The 24,649-nt window shown below is 71.3% G+C and carries 28 protein-coding genes; 20 read left to right on the forward strand and 8 right to left on the reverse strand.

Features of this window, described 5'->3' with window-relative positions:
* Positions 1 to 11 precede the first annotated feature (11 nt).
* Both JEK78_RS15075 and sigK read right to left on the reverse strand, forming a co-directional pair.
* The gene (locus JEK78_RS15075; protein ID WP_242483087.1) at positions 12 to 761 is read right to left on the reverse strand and encodes an anti-sigma factor; all 750 of its coding nucleotides are present in this window, start codon (positions 759 to 761) and stop codon (positions 12 to 14) included.
* Positions 758 to 1,348 (reverse strand): ECF RNA polymerase sigma factor SigK, encoded by a 591-nt coding sequence (sigK, locus tag JEK78_RS15080; RefSeq protein ID WP_200259391.1) that lies wholly within the window; start codon positions 1,346 to 1,348, stop codon positions 758 to 760. Before sigK ends, JEK78_RS15075 begins: the two co-directional genes overlap by 4 nt.
* 346 nt (positions 1,349 to 1,694) lie before the next feature.
* On the opposite strand from sigK, the gene JEK78_RS15085 reads away from it, so the two are divergent.
* The gene (locus tag JEK78_RS15085) at positions 1,695 to 3,257 is read left to right on the forward strand and encodes a molybdopterin-dependent oxidoreductase (RefSeq protein ID WP_242483088.1); all 1,563 of its coding nucleotides are present in this window, start codon (positions 1,695 to 1,697) and stop codon (positions 3,255 to 3,257) included.
* Between the two features lie 186 nt (positions 3,258 to 3,443).
* Positions 3,444 to 4,088, forward strand: coding sequence for a fasciclin domain-containing protein (locus JEK78_RS15090; protein ID WP_200259397.1), 645 nt, complete (start codon positions 3,444 to 3,446; stop codon positions 4,086 to 4,088).
* A 237-nt stretch (positions 4,089 to 4,325) separates the two neighbouring features.
* Here the strand turns inward: JEK78_RS15090 and JEK78_RS15095 are convergent, their stop codons facing one another.
* Positions 4,326 to 4,640, reverse strand: a complete 315-nt coding sequence (locus JEK78_RS15095; protein ID WP_200259400.1) for a hypothetical protein — start codon at positions 4,638 to 4,640, stop codon at positions 4,326 to 4,328.
* Positions 4,641 to 5,024: 384 nt separating this feature from the next.
* On the opposite strand from JEK78_RS15095, the gene JEK78_RS15100 reads away from it, so the two are divergent.
* The 3 genes from JEK78_RS15100 (at position 5,025) to JEK78_RS15110 (ending at position 9,181) form a co-directional block, all read left to right on the forward strand.
* Entirely contained in the window at positions 5,025 to 5,270 is a 246-nt protein-coding gene (locus JEK78_RS15100; protein WP_200264189.1) for a hypothetical protein, read from the forward strand.
* Positions 5,271 to 5,369: 99 nt separating this feature from the next.
* Positions 5,370 to 7,664: an ATP-dependent RecD-like DNA helicase gene (locus JEK78_RS15105; protein ID WP_200259403.1), complete on the forward strand. Its 2,295-nt coding sequence runs from the start codon at positions 5,370 to 5,372 to the stop codon at positions 7,662 to 7,664.
* A gap of 227 nt (positions 7,665 to 7,891) precedes the next feature.
* A complete protein-coding gene (locus tag JEK78_RS15110; RefSeq protein WP_200259406.1) occupies positions 7,892 to 9,181 on the forward strand; it encodes a citrate synthase in 1,290 nt (429 codons plus the stop codon).
* Positions 9,182 to 9,920: 739 nt separating this feature from the next.
* On the opposite strand, the gene JEK78_RS15115 is transcribed toward JEK78_RS15110, so the two are convergent.
* Together JEK78_RS15115 and JEK78_RS15120 are read right to left on the reverse strand one after the other, a co-directional pair.
* Positions 9,921 to 10,166, reverse strand: coding sequence for a heavy-metal-associated domain-containing protein (locus JEK78_RS15115; protein WP_200259409.1), 246 nt, complete (start codon positions 10,164 to 10,166; stop codon positions 9,921 to 9,923).
* Between the two features lie 134 nt (positions 10,167 to 10,300).
* Positions 10,301 to 10,498: a MerR family transcriptional regulator gene (locus tag JEK78_RS15120; protein WP_200259412.1), complete on the reverse strand. Its 198-nt coding sequence runs from the start codon at positions 10,496 to 10,498 to the stop codon at positions 10,301 to 10,303.
* Positions 10,499 to 10,943: 445 nt separating this feature from the next.
* Here JEK78_RS15120 and JEK78_RS15125 point away from each other — a divergent pair, with 445 nt between their 5' ends.
* Positions 10,944 to 13,601, forward strand: a complete 2,658-nt coding sequence (locus tag JEK78_RS15125) for an alpha/beta fold hydrolase (RefSeq protein ID WP_200259415.1) — start codon at positions 10,944 to 10,946, stop codon at positions 13,599 to 13,601.
* 242 nt (positions 13,602 to 13,843) lie between these two features.
* The gene (locus tag JEK78_RS15130; RefSeq protein WP_200264190.1) at positions 13,844 to 14,707 is read left to right on the forward strand and encodes an ABC transporter permease; all 864 of its coding nucleotides are present in this window, start codon (positions 13,844 to 13,846) and stop codon (positions 14,705 to 14,707) included.
* Positions 14,708 to 14,860: 153 nt separating this feature from the next.
* Here JEK78_RS15130 and JEK78_RS15135 read toward each other — a convergent pair whose 3' ends face one another.
* The gene (locus JEK78_RS15135) at positions 14,861 to 15,253 is read right to left on the reverse strand and encodes a rodlin (RefSeq protein ID WP_200259418.1); all 393 of its coding nucleotides are present in this window, start codon (positions 15,251 to 15,253) and stop codon (positions 14,861 to 14,863) included.
* Positions 15,254 to 15,498: 245 nt separating this feature from the next.
* On the opposite strand from JEK78_RS15135, the gene rdlA reads away from it, so the two are divergent.
* From rdlA to JEK78_RS15195, 12 genes are all read left to right on the forward strand, one after another.
* Positions 15,499 to 15,888, forward strand: a complete 390-nt coding sequence (gene rdlA, locus JEK78_RS15140) for a rodlin RdlA (RefSeq protein ID WP_200259421.1) — start codon at positions 15,499 to 15,501, stop codon at positions 15,886 to 15,888.
* Between the two features lie 280 nt (positions 15,889 to 16,168).
* Positions 16,169 to 16,396 (forward strand): chaplin ChpD, encoded by a 228-nt coding sequence (chpD, locus tag JEK78_RS15145; RefSeq protein ID WP_200264191.1) that lies wholly within the window; start codon positions 16,169 to 16,171, stop codon positions 16,394 to 16,396.
* A gap of 106 nt (positions 16,397 to 16,502) precedes the next feature.
* The gene (locus JEK78_RS15150) at positions 16,503 to 17,213 is read left to right on the forward strand and encodes a chaplin (protein ID WP_242483089.1); all 711 of its coding nucleotides are present in this window, start codon (positions 16,503 to 16,505) and stop codon (positions 17,211 to 17,213) included.
* A gap of 395 nt (positions 17,214 to 17,608) precedes the next feature.
* Positions 17,609 to 17,848 carry a chaplin ChpG gene (gene chpG / locus JEK78_RS15155; RefSeq protein WP_200259424.1) on the forward strand — a complete coding sequence of 80 codons (240 nt, stop codon included), beginning with the start codon at positions 17,609 to 17,611 and terminating at the stop codon, positions 17,846 to 17,848.
* Between the two features lie 335 nt (positions 17,849 to 18,183).
* Positions 18,184 to 18,771 (forward strand): hypothetical protein, encoded by a 588-nt coding sequence (locus JEK78_RS15160; protein ID WP_200259427.1) that lies wholly within the window; start codon positions 18,184 to 18,186, stop codon positions 18,769 to 18,771.
* Between the two features lie 228 nt (positions 18,772 to 18,999).
* Entirely contained in the window at positions 19,000 to 19,281 is a 282-nt protein-coding gene (locus JEK78_RS15165; RefSeq protein ID WP_200259430.1) for a hypothetical protein, read from the forward strand.
* Between the two features lie 490 nt (positions 19,282 to 19,771).
* Positions 19,772 to 20,065: a LuxR C-terminal-related transcriptional regulator gene (locus JEK78_RS15170; RefSeq protein WP_200259433.1), complete on the forward strand. Its 294-nt coding sequence runs from the start codon at positions 19,772 to 19,774 to the stop codon at positions 20,063 to 20,065.
* Positions 20,066 to 20,072: 7 nt separating this feature from the next.
* Positions 20,073 to 20,339: a hypothetical protein gene (locus tag JEK78_RS15175; RefSeq protein ID WP_200259435.1), complete on the forward strand. Its 267-nt coding sequence runs from the start codon at positions 20,073 to 20,075 to the stop codon at positions 20,337 to 20,339.
* 122 nt (positions 20,340 to 20,461) lie between these two features.
* On the forward strand, positions 20,462 to 21,178 hold the full coding sequence (locus JEK78_RS15180) for an ABC transporter ATP-binding protein (protein ID WP_200259438.1): 717 nt from the start codon (positions 20,462 to 20,464) through the stop codon (positions 21,176 to 21,178).
* Positions 21,175 to 22,701, forward strand: a complete 1,527-nt coding sequence (locus JEK78_RS15185; protein WP_200259441.1) for a hypothetical protein — start codon at positions 21,175 to 21,177, stop codon at positions 22,699 to 22,701. The genes JEK78_RS15180 and JEK78_RS15185 overlap by 4 nt, the downstream gene beginning before the upstream one ends.
* A complete protein-coding gene (locus tag JEK78_RS15190; protein WP_200259443.1) occupies positions 22,652 to 22,918 on the forward strand; it encodes a hypothetical protein in 267 nt (88 codons plus the stop codon). The genes JEK78_RS15185 and JEK78_RS15190 overlap by 50 nt, the downstream gene beginning before the upstream one ends.
* The gene (locus JEK78_RS15195) at positions 22,884 to 23,456 is read left to right on the forward strand and encodes a hypothetical protein (RefSeq protein ID WP_200259446.1); all 573 of its coding nucleotides are present in this window, start codon (positions 22,884 to 22,886) and stop codon (positions 23,454 to 23,456) included. The genes JEK78_RS15190 and JEK78_RS15195 overlap by 35 nt, the downstream gene beginning before the upstream one ends.
* Before the next feature lie 7 nt (positions 23,457 to 23,463).
* On the opposite strand, the gene JEK78_RS15200 is transcribed toward JEK78_RS15195, so the two are convergent.
* Together JEK78_RS15200 and JEK78_RS15205 are read right to left on the reverse strand one after the other, a co-directional pair.
* Positions 23,464 to 23,703, reverse strand: a complete 240-nt coding sequence (locus JEK78_RS15200) for a hypothetical protein (protein ID WP_200259449.1) — start codon at positions 23,701 to 23,703, stop codon at positions 23,464 to 23,466.
* Positions 23,703 to 23,900, reverse strand: coding sequence for a hypothetical protein (locus JEK78_RS15205; RefSeq protein WP_200259452.1), 198 nt, complete (start codon positions 23,898 to 23,900; stop codon positions 23,703 to 23,705). The genes JEK78_RS15200 and JEK78_RS15205 overlap by 1 nt, the downstream gene beginning before the upstream one ends.
* A 453-nt stretch (positions 23,901 to 24,353) precedes the next feature.
* Between JEK78_RS15205 and JEK78_RS15210 the strand changes: the two genes are divergently transcribed.
* Entirely contained in the window at positions 24,354 to 24,584 is a 231-nt protein-coding gene (locus JEK78_RS15210) for a winged helix-turn-helix domain-containing protein (RefSeq protein WP_200259455.1), read from the forward strand.
* Positions 24,585 to 24,649: the final 65 nt, after the last annotated feature.

A 24,649-nucleotide genomic window follows, 5' to 3' on the forward strand; every position in this document is an offset into this window, starting at 1 on the left:
GACGACGGGTGTCAGGTGGGAAAGGCCAGGGTCAGGATCGGCTCGGTGGTAGGTGCGGCGGAGCCGCCCGCCGGCTCGACGGTGAGCCCCACACCGGCCGCCGCACGGATCGGGCCCCGCAGGAGAACGGCCCCGTCGCGCTCGTCGTCTGTCATGATCCCGGCGGGGCGCATCGCGTCGGGGTCGGCGAACCAGAGCTGGTAGACCTCCCCCTCCCCCAACGGCGGGAGGGCCGCGGAGACGAACACCGCTCGGTCGCGCTCCCGGGAGACGACGACCGAGCCCGCGACCCCGTCGTCCGTCCGACGCGTCCCGATCGCGGCGTCGGGAGCGGCGAGCACCTCGGCGAGATCGGCCGCCCTCGCCTCCGCCCGTTCGACTCGGAGGGCGTCTCCTCGCCACTGCCGGTGTTGCCACAGGGCGGCACCGCTCACCGTGCCGAGGACGACGGCGGCTGCCAGCCCGAGGGGCGCCAGGCGGCGAAGTGGGTGCGGGCCCTTGTGGCGGGTCGCCCGGGGTGGATCCTGCCGCACGTGCCGGACGCGTTCCATGGTGCGCTCCTTGACCTCGGGAGCGGGGCGCGTCGTCGTGGCCAGGGCCAGCCGCGCGGCGGTGGCCTGTAGTTCACGTGTCTCCCTGTCGCAGGTCGCGCACGCGGCGAGGTGGCGTTCCATCTCGGCGCGCTCGTCCTCAGGGAGCGCGTGCAGGGCGTACGCGCCCGTGCCGATGTGCGGTTCGACGCGGTCGCCGTGCCGGTTCAAGCCTCCACCCCCATGCAGTCGCGGAGTCGGATGAGCCCGTCACGAAGGCGTGTCTTCACCGTTCCGACGGGAGTTTCGAGGAGTACGGCGACCTCGCGACAGGTCAGCCCCCGGTAGTAGGCCAGGGTGACGGCCTCTCGCTGGAGTCGGGTGAGCGTCCGCAGGCACCGGCGGGTCTGTTGGTGTTCGAGCCGGGCCTCCACCTGCTCCGTGACGTGGTCGTAGTCGGGCGTGTGGTCGAGTCGGGCCGCTCTCCGGTCGCGGTCGGCTCCGGCCTGTTCGGAACGGACCCGGTCGACGGCGCGGCGATGGGCGAGGGTGAGCACCCAGCTCATCGCGCCGCCCCTGTCGGCCCGGAACCGCGCCGCCTTCTGCCAGATCTGCACCATCACCTCCTGGACGACCTCCTCCGACTGCGCGTGGTCGCGGACCACACTCCGCACGACGCCGAAGACCGGGCCGCAGACCGCGTCGTACAGGATTCCGAAGGCGGCTTGGTCGCCACGGGCGACCCGGGCGAGGACGGTCTCCAACGAGGCGTCCTCCCGGCCGCCCGTCCGGGACTGCGCTGCCGGCGGCACGGGCATGAGGCTCCTCGGTGTCGATCGGTCACGGCGGTGCTCACCGCTTGATTCGCGGCGGCGGGCGCCCCGGATTGGTCCGAATCGGCTCGGGTCGATTCGCCCCGAGCCCGAACGGACCGGTCCCCGGCCGGTCTCGTGGCGGCGAACCGCCGGGCTCTCGGCCGGTCCAGCGTCGCGCGGCTGTGCGGTCGGTGCGTACGCCTTGGCGGCTTCTTCACACCTATGGGTGAAGTGCGTCAGGTGCGGCACTCCAGGTGCCCTCGGCGCCCGAAGTAGGGGTGATCGCGGCCCCGAGCGCCGCGCGGTGTCTCTGTGGTGGGTGGGATGTGTGACGGTCTGTCGAGCAACCGTGAAGCGGGTGTCCCTCGCCGGGCTCGCCGGCCTGGTGTCGGGGGGCGCGGCGCTGGTCGCGGCCGAGACGACGGCCGTGGTTCTCCACCCCGGGTCCGGCCCACTCGCGGCGGTCGGGGGCGCCGTGATCGACGCTACGCCGACCGCGGTGAAGACCTGGGCGATCCGGCGGTTCGGCACCGACGACAAGGCGGTGCTCCTCGTCGGGATGCTGCTCGTCCTGGCGCTGTGCGCCTTCTGCTGGGGGGCGTTGGGCCTGCGGCGTCGATGGGCGGCCCCCGCCGGCGCGCTGCTCCTCGCCGCCCTCGGCATGATCGCCGCGCTGACCCGCCCGGACTCGCGGTCGGTCGCGGAGGCCGTTCCCTCGCTCGTCGGAGGGGCCGTCGGGACCTGGCTCCTCCTCCACCTGATCGGCCGGCTGGACGGGCCGCGAGGAACCCCGGTGTCGCCGGGGAGCGGGAGCGAGGCGCACTGGGACCGGAGGGGCTTCGTGGCCTCCGCGACCGTCGCCGCCGCCGCGTCGGTCGGGGCCTCGGTCCTGGCCAGGTCCCTCGGCGAGGCCCGCGCGGGAGACGCGCTGGCGTCACGGGCCGCGCTGGAGCTGCCGGCGGCGGGTTCGCCCGCGAAACCGGTCGCCGAGGGCGTCGAGCGGCGCGTCCCCGGCACGAAGCCCTTCCTCACCCCGACCCGCGACTTCTACCGTGTGGACACCGCTCTGGTCGTCCCGAGGGTGGACGCCGGCACCTGGCGGTTGCGTCTGCGCGGAACGGGCGTGCGACGCCCGCTGCGGCTGTCGTTCGCCGACCTCCTCGACCGTGAACTGGTCGAACGGGACATCACGTTGACCTGCGTGTCCAACGAGATCGGCGGCCCCTACGTCGGCAACGCGCGATGGATCGGCGTCCGCCTGGCCGACCTGCTGCGCGAGGCGGGCGTGGCCCCGCCTTCCCGAGGCGGGCCCGCGGATCAGCTGGTGTCCCGGTCCGTCGACGGGATGACGCTGGGCACCCCCCTGGAGGACGTCATGGACGGCCGTGACGCCCTGCTCGCCGTCGGCATGAACGGCGAACCGCTCCCGTTCGCACACGGCTTTCCCGCCCGCATGGTGGTCCCGGGGCTGTACGGCTACGTGTCCGCGTGCAAGTGGGTCACCGATCTCGAACTGACCACCTTCGCCGACTACGACCCGTACTGGGTGAAACGCGGATGGGCTCGCCGAGCCCCCGTCAAGACCCAGTCGCGCATCGACACCCCCAAGCCCTTCGCTCGCCCCCGGTCCGGGACCGTGATGGTCGCCGGAGTCGCCTGGGCCCAGCGCCGGGGAGTCGAGCGTGTCGAACTCCGCGTCGACGACGGCCCCTGGAGGACGGTCGACCTCGCCGAGGAGCACACGCGGGACACCTGGCGGCAGTGGTCGTTCCCCTGGGCCGCCACCCCCGGGAACCACACCCTGACCGTCCGCGCCACCGACGGCACAGGGGAGAGACAGACACGCCGGCGTGCCCCCACGGTCCCGGACGGTGCGAGCGGATGGCACTCCGTGATCGTCACCGTCGACTAGCGCTCCCCGACACGCCTCCCGCCCCGGCCGCGACACGCACGACGTCGCCCACGACCGACCGGGGCGGGTGCGACCGACCGGATGCCGACGACCCGTCGGATCCGTGCGACATCCGAGCGGTTCGGGCCCACCCGAACCGAGTCCGAGGCACGCCTGCCGGCGTGTCGATCAGCCAAGGAGAAGAACATGAACAGCCCCCGCGTTCGCCGCCACGCCGTCGCCCTGGCCACGGCCGCCCTCCTGCCGCTCGCGCTGGCCGCCTGCGGCAGCGAGGACGGGTCCGAATCGGCCGCGGACAAGGCGGGTTCGGCATCGGCCGAGCGGGAGTCGTCGCCCGCCAGGAGCGCCGCTGCGGGCGAGGGCCCCTTCGGCCCGGCGTGCGCTTCGGTGCCGCAGGACGGTGCCGGGTCCTTCGACGGCATGGCCCAGGACCCCGTCGCCACCGCCGCGTCGAACAACCCCGCCCTGTCCACGCTGGTCACGGCGGTCGAGAAAGCGGGCTTGGTGGACACTCTCAACAACGCCGAGGACATCACCGTCTTCGCTCCCACGAACGACGCCTTCGAGAAGATCCCGGCGGCCGACCTGGAGAAGGTCCTCAACGACGAGGAGGCGCTGACGGACATCCTCACCTACCACGTCGTCGGCGAGCGCCTGACTCCTCGGCAGTTGGAGAGCGGTTCCTTCGAGACCCTGCAGAAGGGCATGGTCACCACGGCGGGCTCGGGCGAGTCCTACACGGTCAACGACACCGCGACCGTGGTCTGCGGAAGTGTGACCACGGCCAACGCGACCGTCCACATCATCGACACGGTCCTGATGCCGAACTAGCGAGAGTGCCGGTCGGGCGACCGGGTACCCGGCGTGGCCCTCGCGGCACGAGGGCCACGCCGGGGACGTCTCGCCGTTCGGCGGGACCGGGGCCGCCTTCGGCGCGCGAGGGCGGGCGCCGCCGGCCGGGGAGGGGTTCTCCGCAGGTCCGGCGAGAACGCCGGTGGGCGGCGGTCCCCACCCATCGGGTGGCGACCGCCGCCCACCGGCGCTCGTCCGACGAAGCCGCTTCCTCTCTCAGCCGAGCAACCCGCCCAGCCCGAGGAACCCGCCACCGAGTCCGGTGCTCGGGGAGGTGCCCGTGCCGCCCGTGGCGACGCTCTGGACGCCCGTGCTCATCGCGCCGTCCGGGCCGGCCATGCTGTCGCGCTGGACGAAGTAGGCACCCCCGTCGGCCGTGGTACCGCTCATGACGTGACTGGAGGCGGCCCCGTCGGGGCCCGCGGAGGCGCTGTGCCAGTCGTAGCTGTCCGCGCAGGCGATTCCCACCGACGCGGCACCGAAGGGGACGAGTGCCGCGGCGATCACGACGCCGCGTAGAAATCCACGCATCACGGAGACTCTCTTCCTCTGACCTGTTCGCCCGTTTCGGGCCTGGCATGGGTCATTCGGACCCCGCCCGGGTCCGGCTTGCCCGATGGCTCGGCGGTGGCCCTACGGCCGGGGAGATTCCGCAGCTCAGGGAGTTTCGACAGGAGTGTGCCACCACCCGGGTGGGCCAACGGGCGCTCACCCGGACGGGCGCGCGAGGCGATGCGGGAGACGCCGGACGAACGCCCGGAGCGCCTCGCCGAGTGCCGCGAGGGCGGGCGGCCTCGCCGCCTGATCCGATGCCGCGGGCGTCGCCGTCCGCGGCCGTCGCGGTTCGCGATTGCGGGGCCGGTGCCGGGGTGCCACGGTGGTCGGGTACCGTCCGCCCTCGTGGACAGGAGCGCCATGATCGTCAAGATGTTGCACGAGAAGGGCCTGACGGCCGAGCACGCCTACGCCGCGGGGTTCGCCTCGATCGGCCTCTCCGTCCTCTCCTGGATCGGATCCAGGAAGGCCGAGTCGGCCGACACCGCCCGGGCCGACAGATGGGGCATCTTCATCGGCGAGTGGGCGCCCACCTTCTTCGGCCTGGGCTTGGCCCTGGCTCACTACGAACGGGAGCACGACATGCTCCACCCGCACACCCACTGACCCCCCGCCCCGACCGGTCGCGGCAAGCGGAGAGCTTCCCGGCGCGGGCTTCCCCAGGTCCGGCCCCCGGCCGTCGCCCGTCGGGGGTACCGTCGGTTCATGCCCCATCAGTCCCCGTCGGAGCCCGGTGAGCGGCCTCGGGCCGTGTTGGAGGGTGTCCTGGAGCGCGTCACCTACGCCAACGAGGAGAACGGCTACACCGTCGCCCGTGTCGACACCGGCCGGGGTGCCGGCGATCTGCTCACCGTGGTCGGTGCCCTGCTCGGCGCGCAGGTCGGAGAGTCCCTGCGGATGGAGGGGCGTTGGGGGTCGCATCCGCAGTACGGCAAGCAGTTCCAGGTGGACAACTACACGACCGTGCTGCCCGCGACCGTGCAGGGCATCCGTCGGTATCTCGGCTCCGGGCTGGTGAAGGGGATCGGCCCGGTCTTCGCCGACCGGATCACCCGGCACTTCGGGCTCGACACGCTCGCGATCATCGAGGAGGAGCCGAAGCGGCTGATCGAGGTCCCCGGTCTCGGGCCCAAGCGGACGCGGAAGATCTCCGACGCCTGGGAGGAGCAGAAGGCGATCAAGGAGGTCATGCTCTTCCTCCAGTCCGTGGAGGTGTCGACCTCCGTCGCCGTGCGGATCTACAAGAAATACGGGGACGCCTCGATCTCCGTCGTGAAGAACCGCCCCTACCGGCTCGCGGCCGACGTGTGGGGCATCGGTTTCCTCACCGCCGACCGCATCGCCCGGTCCGTCGGCATCCCGCACGACAGTCCGGAACGGGTCAAGGCCGGTCTCCAGTACGCCCTGTCGCAGGCCACCGACCAGGGGAACTGTTTCCTCCCTGAGGAGCGCCTGATCGCCGACGCCGTCAAGCTGCTCCAGGTCGACACCGGCCTCGTCATCGAGTGCCTCGCCGAACTGGCCCGGCCGGGGGAGGAGGACGAGGAGCCGGGTGTCGTGCGCGAGCGGGTGCCCGGCCCGGACGGTGGGGAACCCGTCACCGCCGTGTACCTCGTCCCCTTCCACCGTGCGGAGCTGTCCCTGTCCGGCCAGTTGCTGAGGCTGTTGCGCGCGGAGGAGGATCGGATGCCGGCCTTCCGGGACGTCGACTGGGAGCGCGCGATGGGGTGGCTCAAGGGGCGCACGGGGGTGGAGCTGGCGCCCGAGCAGGAGGCGGCGGTCCGACTCGCGCTGAGCGAGAAGGTGGCGGTCCTGACCGGTGGTCCGGGCTGTGGCAAGTCCTTCACCGTCCGCTCGATCGTGGAGTTGGCCCGTGCCAAGCGGGCCAAGGTCGTCCTCGCCGCGCCGACGGGCCGTGCGGCCAAGCGGCTGGCCGAGCTGACCGGCGCGGAGGCGTCCACCGTCCACCGGCTGTTGGAGCTCAGGCCCGGCGGCGACGCCGCCTACGACCGGGACCGGCCCTTGGAGGCCGACCTCGTGGTGGTGGACGAGGCGTCCATGCTGGACCTGTTGCTCGCCAACAAGCTGGCCAAGGCGGTGCCGCCCGGCGCCCACCTGCTCTTCGTCGGCGACGTGGACCAGCTGCCCAGCGTCGGCGCGGGGGAGGTGCTGCGCGACCTGTTGGCCGAGGCCGGGCCGATTCCCGCCGTCCGACTCACGCGGGTGTTCCGGCAGGCCCAGCAGTCCGGTGTGGTCACCAACGCGCACCGGATCAACGCGGGCCGACCCCCCGTGACCGAGGGCATGAAGGACTTCTTCCTCTTCGTCGAGGACGACACCGAGGAGACCGGGCGCCTCACCGTGGACGTGGCGGCCCGCCGTGTCCCGGCCAAGTTCGGGCTCGATCCCCGACGGGACGTCCAGGTCCTGGCGCCCATGCACCGCGGCCCGGCGGGCGCCGGAACGCTCAACGGGCTGCTCCAACAGGCGATCACTCCCGGCCGGCCGGACATCCCCGAGAAGCGCTTCGGCGGGCGGGTCTTCCGGGTCGGGGACAAGGTCACCCAGATCCGCAACAACTACGAGAAGGGCGAGAACGGTGTCTTCAACGGCACCGTGGGCGTCGTCGTCTCGCTGGACCCGGTCGAGCAGCGCCTGACGGTCCGGACGGACGAGGACGAGGAGGTGCCCTACGACTTCGACGAGCTGGACGAGTTGGCGCATGCCTACGCCGTGACCATCCACCGCTCCCAGGGCAGCGAGTACCCGGCGGTGGTGATCCCGGTGACGACGGGGGCCTGGATGATGCTTCAGCGCAACCTCCTGTACACGGCGGTCACCCGGGCCAAGGGGCTGGTGGTCCTGGTCGGCTCGCGCAGAGCGATCGGGCAGGCGGTGCGTACGGTGTCGGCGGGCAGGCGCTGCACGGCGCTGGCCTTCCGGCTGGCCGGTGCGCGCGGCGGCGCCGACGTCGGGGAGATCTCCGCCGGCACGCCGTGAGGGTGACCCGCCCAGGCACCGATCAATGATCGATCAAACGAGTCACGAAGGTCACAGACCCCTTTCGCGTCGGGGGGGAAGCGGGCAGGATGGCCGGGTTGGGCGGCACTGAGTGCCGCCAATGGGCTCGATGGTCGACCCCGAGTGCACTCTCCTCAGCCGAGTGGGGGATGGTAGAGACAGTCAGGGCACCTCGAAGATGAGGCACTATGTCGGTGAGGGAAGACGTGAGCGACAACTCTGTAGTACTGCGGTACGGCGACGGCGAGTACACCTACCCGGTGGTCGACAGCACCGTGGGTGACCAGGGCTTCGACATCGGGAAGCTCCGTGCCCAGACGGGCCTGGTGACCCTGGACAGCGGGTACGGCAACACCGCCGCCTACAAGTCCGCCATCACGTACCTGGACGGCGAGCAGGGCATCCTGCGGTACCGCGGCTATCCCATCGAGCAACTGGCCGAGCGTTCCACCTTCCTGGAGGTCGCCTACCTGCTGATCGACGGCGAGCTGCCCACCGCCGAGCAGCTGACCGGCTTCCAGAACGACGTCACGCAGCACACCCTGCTGCACGAGGACGTCAAGAACTTCTACCGGGGCTTCCCGCGTGACGCGCACCCGATGGCCATGCTGTCGTCGGTCGTCTCCGCACTGTCCACCTTCTACCAGGACAGTCACAACCCGTTCGACGAGCGGCAGCGCGGCCTCTCGACGATCAGGCTGCTCGCCAAGCTCCCGACGATCGCCGCGTACGCCTACAAGAAGTCGATCGGCCACCCCTTCGTCTACCCGCGCAACGACCTCGGGTACGTCGAGAACTTCCTGCGGATGACCTTCTCGGTGCCGGCGCAGGAGTACGAGCTGGACCCGGTCGTCGTCGCGGCCCTCGACAAGCTGTTGATCCTGCACGCGGACCACGAGCAGAACTGCTCGACGTCCACGGTGCGGCTGGTCGGCTCCTCGCAGGCGAACATGTTCGCCTCCATCTCCGCCGGCATCAACGCGCTCTGGGGCCCGCTGCACGGCGGTGCCAACCAGTCCGTGTTGGAGATGCTGGAGGGCATTCGCGACTCGGGCGGCGACGTCGACACCTTCATCCGCAAGGTGAAGAACAAGGAGGACGGCGTCCGCCTGATGGGCTTCGGCCACCGGGTCTACAAGAACTTCGACCCCAGAGCCAAGATCATCAAGGCCGCCGCCCACGATGTGCTCGGCGCTCTCGGCAAGTCCGACGAACTGCTGGACATCGCCCTGAAGCTGGAGGAGCACGCCCTCAGCGACGACTACTTCGTCTCGCGGAGCCTCTACCCGAACGTCGACTTCTACACCGGTCTGATCTACCGGGCCATGGGCTTCCCCACCGAGATGTTCACGGTCCTGTTCGCCATGGGGCGCCTCCCGGGCTGGATCGCCCAGTGGCACGAGATGATCAAGGAGCCGGGCTCTCGGATCGGCCGGCCCCGTCAGATCTACACCGGCGTCGTCGAGCGCGATTTCGTGCCCGTCGGCGAGCGCTGAGCGGCAGCACGGCGAAAGCCCCGGGTTCGCCCCGGGGTTTCCTCGTGTTCGGGGCAGTCGAACTCGCCTGCCCCCGGCGACACCCATGACAGCAGAAGGCGCCCTGGCGCCGGTCCCCCCACGGGCCGGCGACCAGGGCGCCTTCCCGTGCCCCGGTACGGATTCCCCCCACGGGATCCGGCCGGGCGCCTGAGAGGGCAGCGCCTGAATCGCTGCGCGAGCACGGCGGGTGAATCCGCTGTGCTCTTCCTTTCTCTGTTGTCGCCTCGCGTGTTCCTGCCGTGCCTACGGCGGTCTGCCGGGACAGCGCACACCCGGGAGGGCCGCTCAAAGCCCCCGGAGTACGTGCCCCGGCAACGCGTGTCGAAGGTGTCCCCCAAGACACCCTCGGCCGCCGAGTCGCGCCCCCCAAGACGCTTCCCGACATCGCCAAACTAGACCGTCGAAGCCCTTCGATGGTTACCTTCACCGCACTGTGATCCGCGTCTCTCCCGCCACACGTGCGCGGCACGGGGGAGACCGGATACAGCGAGCGAGGCCCGGCGTGAGAACGGTGCGCGAGCCTTGTGAAGAGCTTATGTGAGGCGCGTGCCGGACTCCAGAGGGATGCCGGCTTCCGACATGGCGAACATCTATGCGAATCGGGGGCGTTCCGCCCGCTCGACGCGCGGGTGCCGGGAAAGTGTCCCGCCCGGGCGGCGGCAGTCGCGCGGCCGGCAGGCGCTCCCGGCCGCGCCTCTCACGAGGCGGCGGCGTCCACCAATTCGTACCCCGCCTCCTCGACGGCCGCCCGAACGGCCTCCCGGTCCAGCGGCGCGGCCGAGACGACGGTGACCTCCCCGGAGGAGGCGGCGGCCCGGACCGAGTCGACGCCCGAGATCCCCGCGATCTCCTCCGAGACGGCGCCTTCACAGTGGGCGCAGGTCATCCCGCTCACCCGGTAGACGGTGGTGACGGAACCCGAGGTGTCGGTCTGGGTGGTCAAGAGATCTCCTCGCGTGTGAAGGGGCGAGACCCGGGCGGGTCGCGACCCATGATACCCCTAGGGGGTAAGGAGGAGCTCAAGGGGCCGACCGCACGTGGGCGCTTCGCCCTCCGGGGCGGCCCCGGGGCATCGCCTCAATCCCGTCTCCGGCGGTTCCCCGGGCGCGAGGCGACCCATGCCCGGATGGTGTCGGCGTACCAGTACGGCTTCCCCGACTCGACGTGGTCCGGAGGAGGCAACAGTCCGTGCTTGCGGTACGAGCGCACGGTGTCCGGCCTGACCCGGATGTGCGCGGCGATGTCCTGGTAGGACCAGAGTCGGCGGTCGATCACGTGTCGCACCTCCCCGCGCGCACCGCGGCGGCGGCCGGGCCGGCCGTCCGGAGGGCCGGGCGCGGCGCCGGCGATCACCCATCAGGTGTTCCGTGTGAACGACGCGACGGTCTCCCCGGAGAACGCCTGTACGTGGAGTGTGACGGAGTGCTCACGAATCCGTGACATCGGTGACCGTGCGCTCGCGTCGGTGACGCCGACGGAACACGACGGGGTCGGTGGCGCGAGCGTGTCGACTCGACCGCGGCGCCGGCACACCGCTAGTCGTGCCGGATCCACCTCGGCCGCCCCGCGCCGGCGCCGGCCCGCACCGACACGCGTCCGCCGAGTCCGGTGCCGCGTACCGCGTTCGTGGTGCGCACCCGGCGCCGCTCCGACTGCGGCAGGGGCGCCACCTCGCCCGCCGGACGACCGAGGGGCCCGGCACTGGCTCTACCGTGTACGCATGGATCTTCGACTGCCCGGTCCGCCCCGAACACGCGGGCCCCGACGGCGCCCCTGGCGGATCGTCACCGCCCTGGCCGCACTCGCCGTGCTGGTCGGGGCCGGTACCTGGACGACCGGCGCCGCGGCGGAAGAGGCGGCGGTGAGCCGCGCCGATCGGGTCGTGACCATGCCCGACGGAGTCCGCCTGGACACCTCCTACTTCACCGCGGGCCCTCCCGACCGCAGACCGGCCGTGCTGCTGGCCCACGGCTTCGGCGGGGACAAGGAGGACATGACCGGCCGCGCGGAGGAACTCGCCAGGGCCGGTTACGCGGTCCTCACCTGGTCCGCGCGCGGTTTCGGGGCTTCCACCGGGCGCATCGGGCTCAACGACCCCGACACGGAGGTCGCCGACGTCTCCCGGCTGATCGACTGGCTCGCCGACCGCCCCGAGGTCCTCCTCGACGACGGGAGGGACCCCCGCGTGGGCATCGCCGGCGCCTCCTACGGCGGCGCCGTGGCCCTCCTCGCCGCCGGGCACGACGACCGGGTGGACGCCATCGCCCCCGCCCTCACCTACTGGGACCTGGCCGACGCGCTCTTCCCCGACGGCGTCTTCAAGAAGCTCTGGGCAGGCGTCTTCGTCAACACCGGTGGCGGGTGCGAGGCGTTCCAGGAGCCCCTCTGCCGGATGTACGAGAGGGTCGCCGCCTCGGGCGTCCCGGACCAGGAGGCCGTCGACCTCCTCCGGCGACGCAGCCCGGTGGCCGTCGCCGACTCCATCGACGTTCCGACCCTGCTGGTCCAGGGCCAGTCCGACTCGCTCTTCCCGCTCGACCAGGCCGACTCCGCCGCGGCGGCCATCGAGTCCAACGGGGCACCCGTCCACGTCGACTGGGTCGCCGGCGGACACGACGGCGGCGACCGGGAGTCGGCCCGGATCGACGCCCGCGTCACCGCGTGGTTCGACCGTCACCTGAAGGGCGACCCCGGCGCGGACACCGGTCCGGTGTTCCGGGTCAGCCGTTCCGGGGGCGTCGACTCCACCGACGGCGAGGCCCGCTTGCGCGGCGCGGCGGCGGACGCCTACCCGGGGCTCACCGGCGACCCCGAACCCGTGCCGTTGACCGGGGAGGAACAGACCTTCGCCAATCCGGCCGGCGCCAACCCCCCCGCCGTCTCGGGCCTGCCCGGCCTCGGCGGCGGCGCCCTGTCCCGACTCTCCGCCCTGGGCGTCGGCGTCGCGCTGGACTTCCCCGGGCAACACGCGACCTTCACCTCGGATCCCCTCGCCGACGACCTCCGCGTCACCGGAGCGCCCGAGGTGACCGTCCGGGTGCGGTCCACCGGCGAGGACGCCGTGCTCTTCGCCAAGTTCTACGACGTCGCCCCCGACGGCGCCGGCCAGGTGCTGCCGTCCCAACTGGTCGCTCCCGTGCGGCTGGAGGGCACGGGATCGGGGCGCGAGGCCACTCTCACCCTCCCGGCGATCGACCACGAGATCGAGCGCGGCCACCGAATCCGTCTCGTCCTGGCGGCCACCGACCTCGCCTACGCCTCGCCGCTCGCCCCGGCCAGGTACACCGTCTCCCTGGCCGGTGACCTGCTCGTGCCCACCGCGCCCGGGATCACGACGGCCGCCGCCACCCTTCCGTCGTGGGTCTGGTGGCTGCCGCCGGCCGGAGCGGCGCTCGCGCTGTCCCTGGTGCTGACGGTGCGCCGGCGCGGCGCCACCCCCGCCCCGGACCTCGCCTCGGCCGAGGTCCCCTTGGAGATCACCGGGTTGAGCAAGCGCTACGCCGGCTCCGCCGACCGCTACGCGGTACGGGACCTGTCCTTCCGGGTGGATCGCGGGCAGGTGCTCGGCCTGCTCGGGCCGAACGGCGCCGGCAAGACCACGACCCTGCGCATGCTGATGGGCCTGATCCGTCCGGACGAGGGCGAGATCAGGGTCTTCGGGCACGCCGTTCGCCCCGGGGCCCCGGTGCTCTCCCGGGTCGGCGCCTTCGTCGAGGGCGCCGGCTTCCTGCCCCATCTGTCCGGCCGGGAGAACCTGGAGCTGTACTGGCGGGCGACCGGCAGGCCCGCCGAGGACGCCCATCTGACGGAGGCCTTGGAGATCGCGGGGCTCGGCGACGCCCTTGCCCGGGCCGTCCGGACGTACTCGCAGGGTATGCGGCAACGCCTGGCCATCGCCCAGGCCATGCTGGGTATGCCCGACCTGCTGATCCTCGACGAGCCCACCAACGGACTGGACCCGCCGCAGATCCGGGAGATGCGCGAGGTGATGGTCCGGTACGCGGCGGCGGGGCGCACCGTCATCGTCTCCAGCCACCTGCTGTCCGAGGTCGAGCAGTCCTGTACCCACCTGGTGGTCATGGACAGGGGCCGTCTCGTGCGGACCGGGCCGGTCGAGGAGATCGTCGGATCGGGGGACACGTTGGCGGTGCGGACGGGACGGGTCGTCGACGACGCGCTCGTGGAGGCGGTGGCCGGGCTTCCCGGTGTGGCGTCCGCCGTCGCCTCGGAGGACGGGTTGGTGGTCCGGCTCGGCGCCGACGGCTCCGCCTCCCCGCTGGTGGCCGAACTGGTTCGGCTGGGCGTGCCGGTCGAGTCGGTGGGGCCGCATCGCCGACTGGAAGACGCGTTCCTCACCCTGATCGGAGGCCCCTCATGAGCCCGCCCACCGGACGTACCGGTTCACCGGACGGCACGCGTCCCCCGGCGGACAGCGGTACCGCCGCCACCGCCGTGCCCCGGGCCGAGGGGCCGGTGTCCGCCGGCACTTCGGCCGAGGGGGCCGCAGAGTCCGGCTCCGCGGGCGCCGTGCCCTCCGGGGTCGAGGACGCCCCGGGGCGGCCCCGGCGTGTGGGCTCCACCGGTTGCGGCGAGGGTTCGGCGGTGGCCGGCTCCGGCGCGGTGGAAGGTGCCGCTCCGCCGCGGTCGGCGGCGCCCGGCTACCGACCGGCGCGGACGCTTCCCCTTCGGGTGGAGGCGGTCCGTCAGCTCAAGAGACGCCGCACCCTGGTGATGGGCGCGGTGCTCGCCGCTCTGCCCTTCGTCCTGGTGGCCGCCTTCGCGATCGGCGGAGACCCGGGGGGCCGGGGCGACCGGATCACGCTGATGGACACGGCCACCGCCTCGGGAGCCAACTTCGCCGCGGTGACCCTGTTCGTCTCGGCCGGGTTCCTGCTCGTCATCCCGGTGGCGCTGTTCTGCGGCGACACCGTGGCCTCCGAGGCGAGCTGGTCCTCGCTGCGCTATCTGCTGGCCGCCCCGGTGCCACGTGCCCGACTGCTGGCCTCCAAGCTGATCGTCGGCCTGGGGTCGAGTCTTGCCGCCATCGTGCTGCTGCCGTCGGTCGCCCTCGCCGTGGGCACCCTCGCCTACGGCTGGGGTCCCCTGGCGCTCCCCACCGGCGGCTCGCTCGACGCGGCCACGGCGGTGGGACGGCTCGCCGTCGCCGTCGGCTACGTCCTGGTGTCCCAGCTGGTGACCGCCGGGCTTGCCTTCTGGCTGTCGACCAGGACGGACGCGCCGCTGGGGGCGGTCGGTGGCGCCGTGGGCCTGACCATCGTCGGCAATGTGCTCGACGCGGTGACGGCGCTCGGGGACTGGCGTCATTTCCTGCCCGCGCACTGGCAGTTCGCGTGGGCCGACGCCCTGCAGCCCCGGCCGGAGTGGTCCGGAATGATCCAGGGTTCCGTGCTCTCCTCGACCTATGCCCTGGTGTTGTTCGCCCTGGCCTTCCGGGGTTTCGCCAGGAAGGACGTCGTGTCCTAGCGTCGGGCGTCGTCGAGGTCGCGGGCGGCCGCGACGCGGCCCCCGCCGTGTGCTCGTCCGCCGGGTTCCGCGGGGCCCCGATCCCGGGGCGGACGAACGAGGGGCGGGCCACCGGTGATTCCGGCGACCCGCCCCTCGTCGTGTTCCGCCCGCTCAGCCCTCGGTGTTCGAGGAGAGGATCGAGACGTCCTCCAGCAGGTGGGCCAGCGCGCCGTCCCGCTTGGCCTGGGTGGAGTTCTCGGTGCACTGCTGGTTCAGGTCGTCCGAGAGAATCGGGATGTCCTGGACCGGGATGAGCGCGCCGGCCGCGACCGGGATGTCCGACACCGCGATGCAGGGCTTGTTGAAGGATCCCTGGATGAGGGCCATCTGCGGGCTCATGTGGCCGTACGTGGTGGAGTTGCCGAAGTACTGCTGGGCGCCGTCGCCGTTCGCGACCGTCGGGCCGCTGTCGTCGCCGATCGCGAGCGCCTGCGGAGCCGCGGCGGCGGAGGCGCCGACGACGGAGGCGGCGATCGCCGTGGTGGCAACAAGCTTCTTGATCATTCGCCAGTCCTTTCAGAGAAACCCCGACCACCGGAGCGCTCTGGACAACTCCACCCCCTGTCCCGGGTTTCTCCCGTTCACTCGGTCGGCCTACGGCGGGGCAGGTGTGCGAGACCGTCCGGAGGGCACTTTCCCTGGCCCGCGAGGTGCGTGTGGGCCAACCGGGTGAACGCCCGCAACTATTCATCAGGCATCCGGTTGATGAGGCCGTAGGGCATGCGTCGCTACGAGGAAAGGAAAGCGAAGTGCTCAAGAAGGCAATGGTCGGCGCGGCAGCCGCGGCTTCCGTCATCGGAATGTCGGTGGCGGCTGCTCCGACGGCGCTTGCCGTCGGGGACGACAACGGTCCGACGGTGGCCAACGGCAACAGTGCCACCTCGGCGTTCGGGAACTCGTCGACCAGCGGTGACATGAGCCCGCAGATGTCACTGGTGGACGGCTCGCTGAACAAGCCGTGCCTCGGTGTCGAGGACGTCAACGCCGCTGTGGTCAACCTCGTTCCGGTCCAGGACGTGAACGTCCTCTCGGACGACCTGAGCCAGCAGTGCGCCGACAACTCGACCCAGGCCAAGCGCGACGGTGCGCTGTCGCACATCCTGGAGGACCTCTCGGTCCTGTCGGCCAACACCGGCTGATCAGGCCTCCGCTCGCTTTGGGGGGTCCGCCCGAGATCCTCGTCGACGGCCGAGGTCGTCGCGTCAGGGTCGGGCGGACCATCGCCAGCGCTCTGATGGACGCACGGCAATCGAACGGACTTCCGGGGCATTCGAGTGAAGTTCCCGAAGGTGCCCGTTCCACGGTTGCTTCGGTGGTCATTTCCTCGTTTGCAGGCCGCAGGTCATGGTGCGAGCCCCAAAGCTGTGCTCGCTCGGCTTCGGCCGGCATTCGGACATGACCGCGAAGAAGGGAAAGTTCATGAAGAAGAGCGCTGCTGTCGTCGCGGGCGCGATCATGGCACTGGGCATGGCGTCCCCGGCCTTCGCCGACGCAGGTGCCGAGGGTTCCGCTGTGGGGTCCCCGGGTGTCCTGTCCGGCAACGTCATCCAGATCCCCGTGCACGTTCCCGTCAACGCGTGCGGGAACTCGGTGAACGTCATCGGCTTGCTCAACCCGGCGTTCGGCAACACCTGCGTCAACGGCTGACGCCGTCCGCGCACCAGCCGTACGGCTGCGTCACGGCCGGCCCCGGCCAACTCGTTTGGTACCGGGGCCGGCTTTTCCCACTTCTTCAGGCAGGAGAACAACGACAGTGCGACAGACTCTGAGCAGGGGGGCGGTCGTGGCAGCCGCCGCGACCGGCGTCCTTTCCCTGTGCGGCAGCCCGGCGATGGCCGACGCGCAGGCGGAAGGAGGAGCCGCGAACTCCCCGGGCGTCCTGTCAGGCAACACCGTGCAGGCCCCGGTCCACGTTCCGGTCAACGCCTGCGGCAACACCGTCAACGTGGCCGCCGCGCTGAACCCGGCGTTCGGCAACACCTGCGCCAACATCTCCGGCGGCGCCGACGGCTCGACCGCCTCCGGTGCCTCCGCCGAGGCGATCACCGAGGGCTCGCCCGGCGTGCTCTCCGGGAACACCGTGCAGGCACCGATCGACGTTCCGGTGAACGCCTGCGGCAACAGCGTGAACGTGGTCGGCGCGTTGAACCCCGCCTTCGGGAACTCCTGCGAGAACGTCGAGGGGACGCCGACCACCACGACCACCACCGTCGAGGAGGAGCCGACGCCTCTGGAGGAGACGGCGGAGCCCCTGGAGGGGACCCCGGAGCCCGTCGAGGAGCCCGCCGAGACGCCGGTGACCGTCACCGACGGTCCGCAGACCATGCAGGAGAGCGAGCCCCAGCCCGCTCTCGCCGAGACCGGCTCCATGGAGGAGGCCGGTGGCATCGCGGCCGCCGGCGCGGCGATGGTCGCGGCCGGCGCGATGCTCTACCGCCGCTCCCGGGCGACCGCTCGCGGCTGATCTCTCGCACCTCGGGGTGCCGTCCCGCGCGATCGGCGGGGCGGCACCCCGCGCGCGCGTTCCCGCGGCGCGTCGGCCGTCGTCCCCGTCCCTCCCTCGCCGGGTGTCTCGTCGGCCTCGCGGGCCCGAGGCAGGCCCCCTGGGGCTTCCGCACGCCCCCGTGTCCTCGGGACCCACTCCATCCGGCCGCCGGGGCGAGTCGTCCGGCTCGCCGCGCGGCCGGACGCCCCGGCGGTGTGCGTCCGAGGCCGCGGCGCGTCCTGTCCGGGGGCGCTTCGCAGGCCATGACCTGGCACATCACCCGTTCGGCGGCACAACTCCCGTGGCCACGGTGCGTTGACACTGCGCCGGGCATTCGCCCGGATGTTGTATCCAACTTCAAGGAGCATTTCTCGATGTCGCGTATCGCGAAGGGCCTGGCCCTGACCTCTGTCGCCGCTGCCGCTGTGACGGGCGCCGCCGGTGTCGCCGCTGCCGACAGCGGCGCGCAGGCCGCCGCCGCCAACTCCCCCGGCGTGCTGTCGGGCAACGTGGTCCAGGTTCCGGTCCACGTTCCGGTCAACCTCTGCGGAAACTCGGTCGACGTCGTCGGTCTGCTGAACCCGGCCTTCGGCAACCAGTGCGGGAACCTCTGAGTCGTCCGCGCCTGACGTCGGCTCCGTGCCCGTACCGGCCGTCCGCTCGTGGTTCCTCCGCGAGCGGGCGGCCGGTCCGTCGTGGGCGTCCGTCACGGGCCACCGTGGCCCCGGGGCGCGTCCGTGTGGGTGCCTCGGGCGGAGGAAGCCGCCCCGGACGGAGGACGTGGGCCAAGACGACCCGTACAGCCGTCGATGCCCACGCTGAGCAGGGCCGCCCCCCCTCCGAGTCGTGGCGTCGGGCGGTCGTGGGGAGATCCGCCGGGTTGCGGGAGCGGATGACCGACAAGACGGTGGCGGCATCCGTTCTGACGACTCCGCGAAGGGAACCCCCCATGCGTCTGCCCGCACGGCCACTCGCCACCTCCGTACTCTGCGCCGGCATGCTGCTCGGCATCTCCGGGCCCACGGCCCTGGCGGTCGACGGCGGGCTCGCCGAGCAGCGCACCGTCACGGCGTCCTCGGTCGCCCTCCCCGCGGACGATCAGAGCGACATCCTCGCCACCGCCGCGGCCCTGGTGGAGGCCTTCACCGCGGCCGACCAAGGCGGACTCTCCAGCGCCGAGGCGGCGGAGTTGAACGCGCTCGCCGCCGAGACCCTGGTCGAGGCACAGGGCACGGACGCGGACCCGGAGACCCTGGTCGTGCTCTCCGAGCCGCCCGCCCTGTCCTCGACCGGCGCCGCCGGACCCGTCACACTCCCGGCCTCTCTCGACGACGCCTCCCTCACCATGGTCGACCCTCAGGTCGCCCTTGAGCAGGCGGTCGCCGCCCTGGTGGCGGCCATCGCGTCCGGAGACCCCGAGCAGGTGGCCATGGCCGTCCAAGCCGTGGTGGCCGCGCTGCAGAACCTCATCGACTCCTCCGGTGGGGGTCTTCCCGTCGCCGGGACCATGGCGACGTCCGTGCTGCCGATCAACTGACGGCTCGCCTTCCCGGTCCGAGCGGACCGTAGCCGGCGGGTCCGACCGCCTCTTCACGCCCCCGCGCTCCGGTGCGGGGGCGTGACTCCGTCTGTCGTCCGCGTGGGCGCGATGCCGTGGCGGACGTGTGGACGATCCCCACCGGTGGGTTTCCCACCTCACCGGGCCTCGTTAGGCACTGCGCCAACCCCGACCCGGGCGCCCGGGTCGCCGAGAACGAGGAGCACCATGAAATCCCTGAAGGCCGCAGCCGTCGTCGCCGGATCGCTCGCCGTCGCCGGAGGAATCGCCGCGCCCGCGAGCGCGCAGGACACCGCGGACCTCGCGCCGACCAGCCTCAACGGCGCCTTCAACTCGCTGACCAAGGGGCCCATCGACATCATGCCGCTGCGTCAGCAGTCGGACGCCCTCGACACCGAGAAGGCCGGATCGCCCCTGCACACCGTCACGGGCGCGACCGACCGGCTGAACGCCGGCGGCCTGCTCGGCGGCCTTCCGCTGGGTGGCTGACGCCCGGGGCTGACGGAAGCCCGCCCAGGGCATCGGACTGTCCTGGGCGGGCGGGGAGGGACGGGGCGGCCGGCCCGGCGGGGCCGTGGGTCGGCCCCTCCGGCGGGCGGGGCCTGTCCCGGGAGAGGGGTGGCTCGGCCGCTCCAGGTCAAGGTCGAGGAAGATCCGAGCCCCTTGTGTGATGTTCATCGCAGCGCCGGGAGTTTGGTGCTGATTGGGTAGTCGATGACTGGTCATGACGTGATCAGTAGATTCGTCGGATACGGCCTGGTCGCCTCGCTCCGTACGGGCCGTGATCGCCGCGATGACGAGTCGATCGGGCCCCCGCGCCGCCCGAGGTTTCGACCGAATCCCGCCCCGCCGCCGCGGGGTCCGAGGAGAGAGAGGGTGGGCCACCTCGTCGCGGGGACGGAGGTCGATCGCCATACACGGCAATGCTGACGAGGAAGACGGCCTCACCGGTCGTGGCGAGGTCGACGTGCCGTCGTGGGTGCGCGAGGCGGACCTTTCCCTTCTGAGCAAGCGCGAACTACAGGTGCTGGCCGCGCTCGGGGAATGCCAGTCGAACACGGCCATCGCGCGCCGTCTCTTCATTACCGAGAGAACGGTGAAGAAGCACGTCGCGAGCGTCTTCCGCAAACTGCGTGTGGCCTGTCGAACACAGGCGGCCGTCATCGCGATACTCAAGGGTCGCGCGGTGCAGCGGGGTGTCCTTTCGGACACTGTTGGCGATGTCGGGCGCATGGCATCTTCGGACGTGTCGCGATCACGTCGAACGGAGTGAGAAGTTCATGTCCGGCAACACCCTGGTGCCTCGATCCCTCGTCTATGCCCGTCACGTCGGCACGCGTGCGGTCGACTCGGTCAGTACGCGGATCGACAGGGGGCTTGTCCGCTACGACGCCTGGTTCTTGGTGTTCACCGCGGTGATCCTCGCGTTGGGCGCCACCATCATCTCCGGATTGGCCATCTGGTGCGTGGTGAAGCAGAACAAGTCGTTCACCGGAAACTGGGCGTTCAAGGATTTCGGGCTCAAGGTGCGGTTCGAGTGCAAGTGACGTCCCCCGGCTACTAGTCGTCGGGCGACATGCCCGCACGGTGTCCAGGCGCGCCCCGTGGCCGAGCCGGTCCGCCTGGACGCCGCCCCCGTGGGCCGACTCGGCAAAGGATCGATGCGACAGTGACGCTTCTGGACGTCAACGACGTCAGCTATTCCTACGACGGCATCGTCAACGTCCTCCTGGACGTGTCCCTCACCGTGGAGGAGGGCTCGATCGTCGGTCTTGTGGGGCCCAACGGCTCCGGCAAGTCGACCCTGATCAAGAACATCTTCGATCTGGTGCGTCTCCAGACGGGGTCCGTTCGGCTCGGCGGGTACGAACACACTCGACCGGAGGCCAAGAAGGCGGCCATGTACCTGTCCGGGAACGACTACCTCCCCGAGTTCCTGACCGCCCGTGAGTACGTCTCCATGATGGGCCGACTCTTCGATGTCGACATCGACCACGACGCGGGCCTTTCCCTGTTCCGGCGTTTCTCGATGGACGGCCGCTACGACCACCTCGTCGCGGACTACTCCCATGGCATGCGCAAGAAGACACAACTCGTCTCCTCCCTCGTCGTCCGCCGGCCGCTGACCGTGGTCGACGAGACGCTCAACGGAATCGACCTGGAGGCGCTCCAACTCTGCGAGGAGGAGTTCCGACGGGTGCGCGAGGAGGGCCGCTCCGTACTGCTGTGCACGCACGACTTCGCAGTCCTGGAACGCCTGGCCGACCGCACCGTCTTCCTCGACCTGGGGAACGTGGTGTACGACGCGCCGACACCCGAACTGATCGCGGACCACGGTTCCCTTTCCGCCATGGTGTTCGACTACCTTGAGTCGAAGTCGCGATGACGATACGACTGACGCATGCCGTAGTTCTGGCCCGCATGCTCCTCGTCTTCTTCCGTCGCAGAGTGCTCGGTGTCGGCGCCCTCGATTCCCGACCCGTCAGAGCACTCCTCGCGGTGGCGGTCGTTCTGCTCCTGGGCATACTGTGCGCCACCGCCTACCTCTTCCTCAGGCCCCTGGCCGACGACGCGGCGGTGTGGCGCCTGATGTTCGACACCGCGACCGTCTCCGTCGTCCTCTGGGTCCAGATCGCGTTCCTCCTGGTGAAGGTCCTCTTCGTCAACGCCGAGGGTCTGCTCGGGCTCAGCTACCAGTTGCCTGTCACCAACCGAGAGCGCGCGGCGGCGTTCCTCGTCTACGAGGTCACCATGACCGCCATCGTCGCCGGCGCGGGCGCGGTCTCCCTTGTGGCGGTCGCGCCGGCCCTCCTCGGTCCCTCCGCCGTCGGGTACATCACGGCGTCGCTCGTCCTGCCGGTGCTCCTGACCTACCTGGTCCTCTCCGTCCTGTACCAGGCGCTGACCAGGCTGTGGATGTTGGTCGGGTTCGGCCGAACGGCGGGCCTCCTGAACATCCTGGCCCTCTTCCTGGCGGCCGTGCTGTACTCGACCCGGGTGACCCCGATGATCCGCGAGAGCGCCGACGCCTACCTGGAGCACCGGACCTCTCACGCGTGGGTGTCGTCGGTGTCCTGGGCCTGGCACACGTACGGGCCTTGGCCGACCCTCGCGGTCTCGGCGGTCGTCGCGTTCGGTCTGACGGCCCTCGCGCTCGGACTCACCCCGAACCAACACGTGCGCCAGTCCCGCTTCCTGAACATCCCCGGAGGCCGTCGGCTTCGGGGCCTGCTGGGCCCGTACGACTGGTGCCTGCTGCGCGCCTCGCAGACCGCCGTCTCCGCCGCGATGGCCGTCGCGGTCTTCGTGTACCTGCTGCTCAGGCCGACGGTCAATCCGATGTGGAGCTTGGCCGCGCTGTCCTTCGGGGGCCTCTACCATTTCACCGCCACCCAGCCGCTACGGATGATGCCCGGAGCCAGGGTGTCCGCCTGGCGGGTCTACGGCCGGCTCATCAGGGCCCAGCTGCTCCTGCTCGCCGCCTTCGCCGTACCCGGGCTCGCCCTCACCCTCGCGCTCGGTGTGGGCGGCCTGGCCCCGAGCGCGGCTGCCCTGGCCGGCTGTGTCGGCGGGGCCGTGGTGACCACGTGCGTCGGCATCGTGTTCCCGGCCGAGAGGGACAACCCGTTCTCGGTGTTCCTGGGGCTCTGCGTGGCCACGATCACCCTGGCCCTGTTCATGATCGGACTGGGCCTGCTCGGTCTTCCGCCCTGGGCGGTGACGGGCGGCCTCGTCGGAGCGTCGGCCCTGTTCGTCCGGTCCGCGGTGAGAAGCATCCACACAAGCGAGTCCAGGAGGAGAAATGATCAAGGCACGGTCGGTCGGGAAGGCCGCTCTCGGCGCAGCCCTGTTGACATCGGTGACCGTGACGCTGGCCCTGCTCGTGCTGATGTTCTCGACCGGAACTGACGAGATCGTCCGCCGAGAGACGTTCTTCGGATCGCTGTTCTTCGAGACACGGGACAAGTCCGACGGCGCGATCGACGTCACCATGGGGGTGGCCGACCCCATGCCGCTGTTTTTTCTCTTCGTCTTCCTCACCGCCATGCTGATCATGGTCCAGATCACCTACCGGGGGTTGAGGCAGCGCCGTGAGCGGCTCCTCGAAGAGATATCCGGCCACTGAGCTGAGACCGCGCACCGTGGTCGGGGCGGTCGCCGCCCAGGTGTGGCCGCTGTCGGCCTTCCTCGGTGCTCTGATGGCGGCGGCCCTGGTCTGGTTCGCTCGCTCGGGCGATCGGGGGCCGGTCGAGCTGACCTGGGCCCTGTCGCTCAAGCCGGCGACCCTGGGTCTGATCGCCTCGTTCGCCCTGCACGAGGTGGCGCACGTCGTCGTCCTGAAGCGGGTACGCACGGTGACCCACATCGTCATCGAACGCGGGGCGTGGCGCACCTCGGTGATACCGGAGGGCGGCATGACGGCCCGACAGGCGGCGGTGGTGGCCCTGGCCGGGCCGCTCTCCTGCGTGGTGGTCGGCGCCCTCCTCACGATCACCGGCGTGGATCGCTCCCTGGCCTGGTGGTACCTCGCGCATGCCGCCTTCCTGCTGCCGTTCTTCGGCGACGGAAGGGCCCTTCTGGGCGGACTTCGCGCCGGCGGGCGCGGCCACCCGGGAGGCGTCGGGGGTGATGTCGACGACGCTCCCGGCGGCAGGTGCGCATGAGCACCGGTCACGGCGACCATGCCTCGCGGGTCACGCGCGCGTGGTCGGTCGCCACTCGTCGGAACAGGTCGTGGCCCGTGCGGCCCGTGTGCCGCAGCGCCCAGTCCTGGGCGGCATCCTGCTCACCCCGCGGGCCGGAGTCCTCGCCGCACTCGTGGGCGGTGCAGAAGATCGCGAACGTGTACCCATCCTCGGGCGCGTGCCGGATCGTGTGGTCGACGAACCTCGTCACCGTACGGACGGCCATCAGTGCCCCTCCGGGTGCCGCGCCATCAGGACGTTGCAGTCGGTGATGGTCGTGTAGTCGCCGCCCGCTCGTGCCCAGTCCCGCACCTTCGCCAGCTCCAGGCAGCCTAGGCAGCCGTCGACCGGCGTGGGCTCCCGCTCGTCCGTCCGGTCCGGCAGCACCACCGGCGCGCTCGGGTAGGTCTTGGGGTCGGTCATGCCGTCGCTCCGTGCGGGTCGATGCCGAGAGTCGGGAGGGCGGCGGCGGTTCGCCCGTTCCTCTGCCGTCGCTGTTCCCGCTCTCGCTCCCAGGCGATGAGGTACGGGCGGATGAGCGCCAGGTCCTCGCCCGGCAGGGGCTCAGGGGTTGGGCGTCCGTCCGTTGTCTGCCGACGCCGGCAAGCTCCGGAGCAGGTGATCGCCGGGGGCGTACCGATCCGCCGCCGCGTCGGCGCCGCTGCCGCTTCCTGTCGGGGCGCACGTCGCTTGCCCCGAGCGGGCATGACCCACGAGAGGATGAGGGCCAGTAGAGTTCGCACGTCTGCACTCCTTGTCAGTGCGGGCCATGCCCCGGGGCCGCTTGCATCGGTCGCCGGGGTCTTCTGTCGTCGTTGTACTCACGGACAAGCATACGCGGTCGCGTGATTGCGGAGATATGCGGATGCTCGGGCTATGGACCTTGATCGTGGGAAGCCGGTATGGCCCCAGGTTGCGGAGGAGCTACGTCGCCGCCTGGATGTTGGGCAGTACCCAGTGGGTGAGCGTTTCCCGGCTGTCGTGGATCTCGCCGCTGAGCTGGACGTGTCTCCCTCGACTGTGCAGAAGGCAGTGGCGGCCTTGAGGGCAGAGGGGCGGCTCTACACGATCCTCGGTCAAGGCTCGTTCGTGAAGGGCGACGTGTAGCGAGGCCGAGCGGCGGACCGACGGGGTGGTGTGGAACACGTGCCGGTTCCGTCACCGAGCCGGCG

Source organism: Streptomyces sp. HSG2 (assembly GCF_016598575.1).
GTDB lineage: Bacteria > Actinomycetota > Actinomycetes > Streptomycetales > Streptomycetaceae > Streptomyces.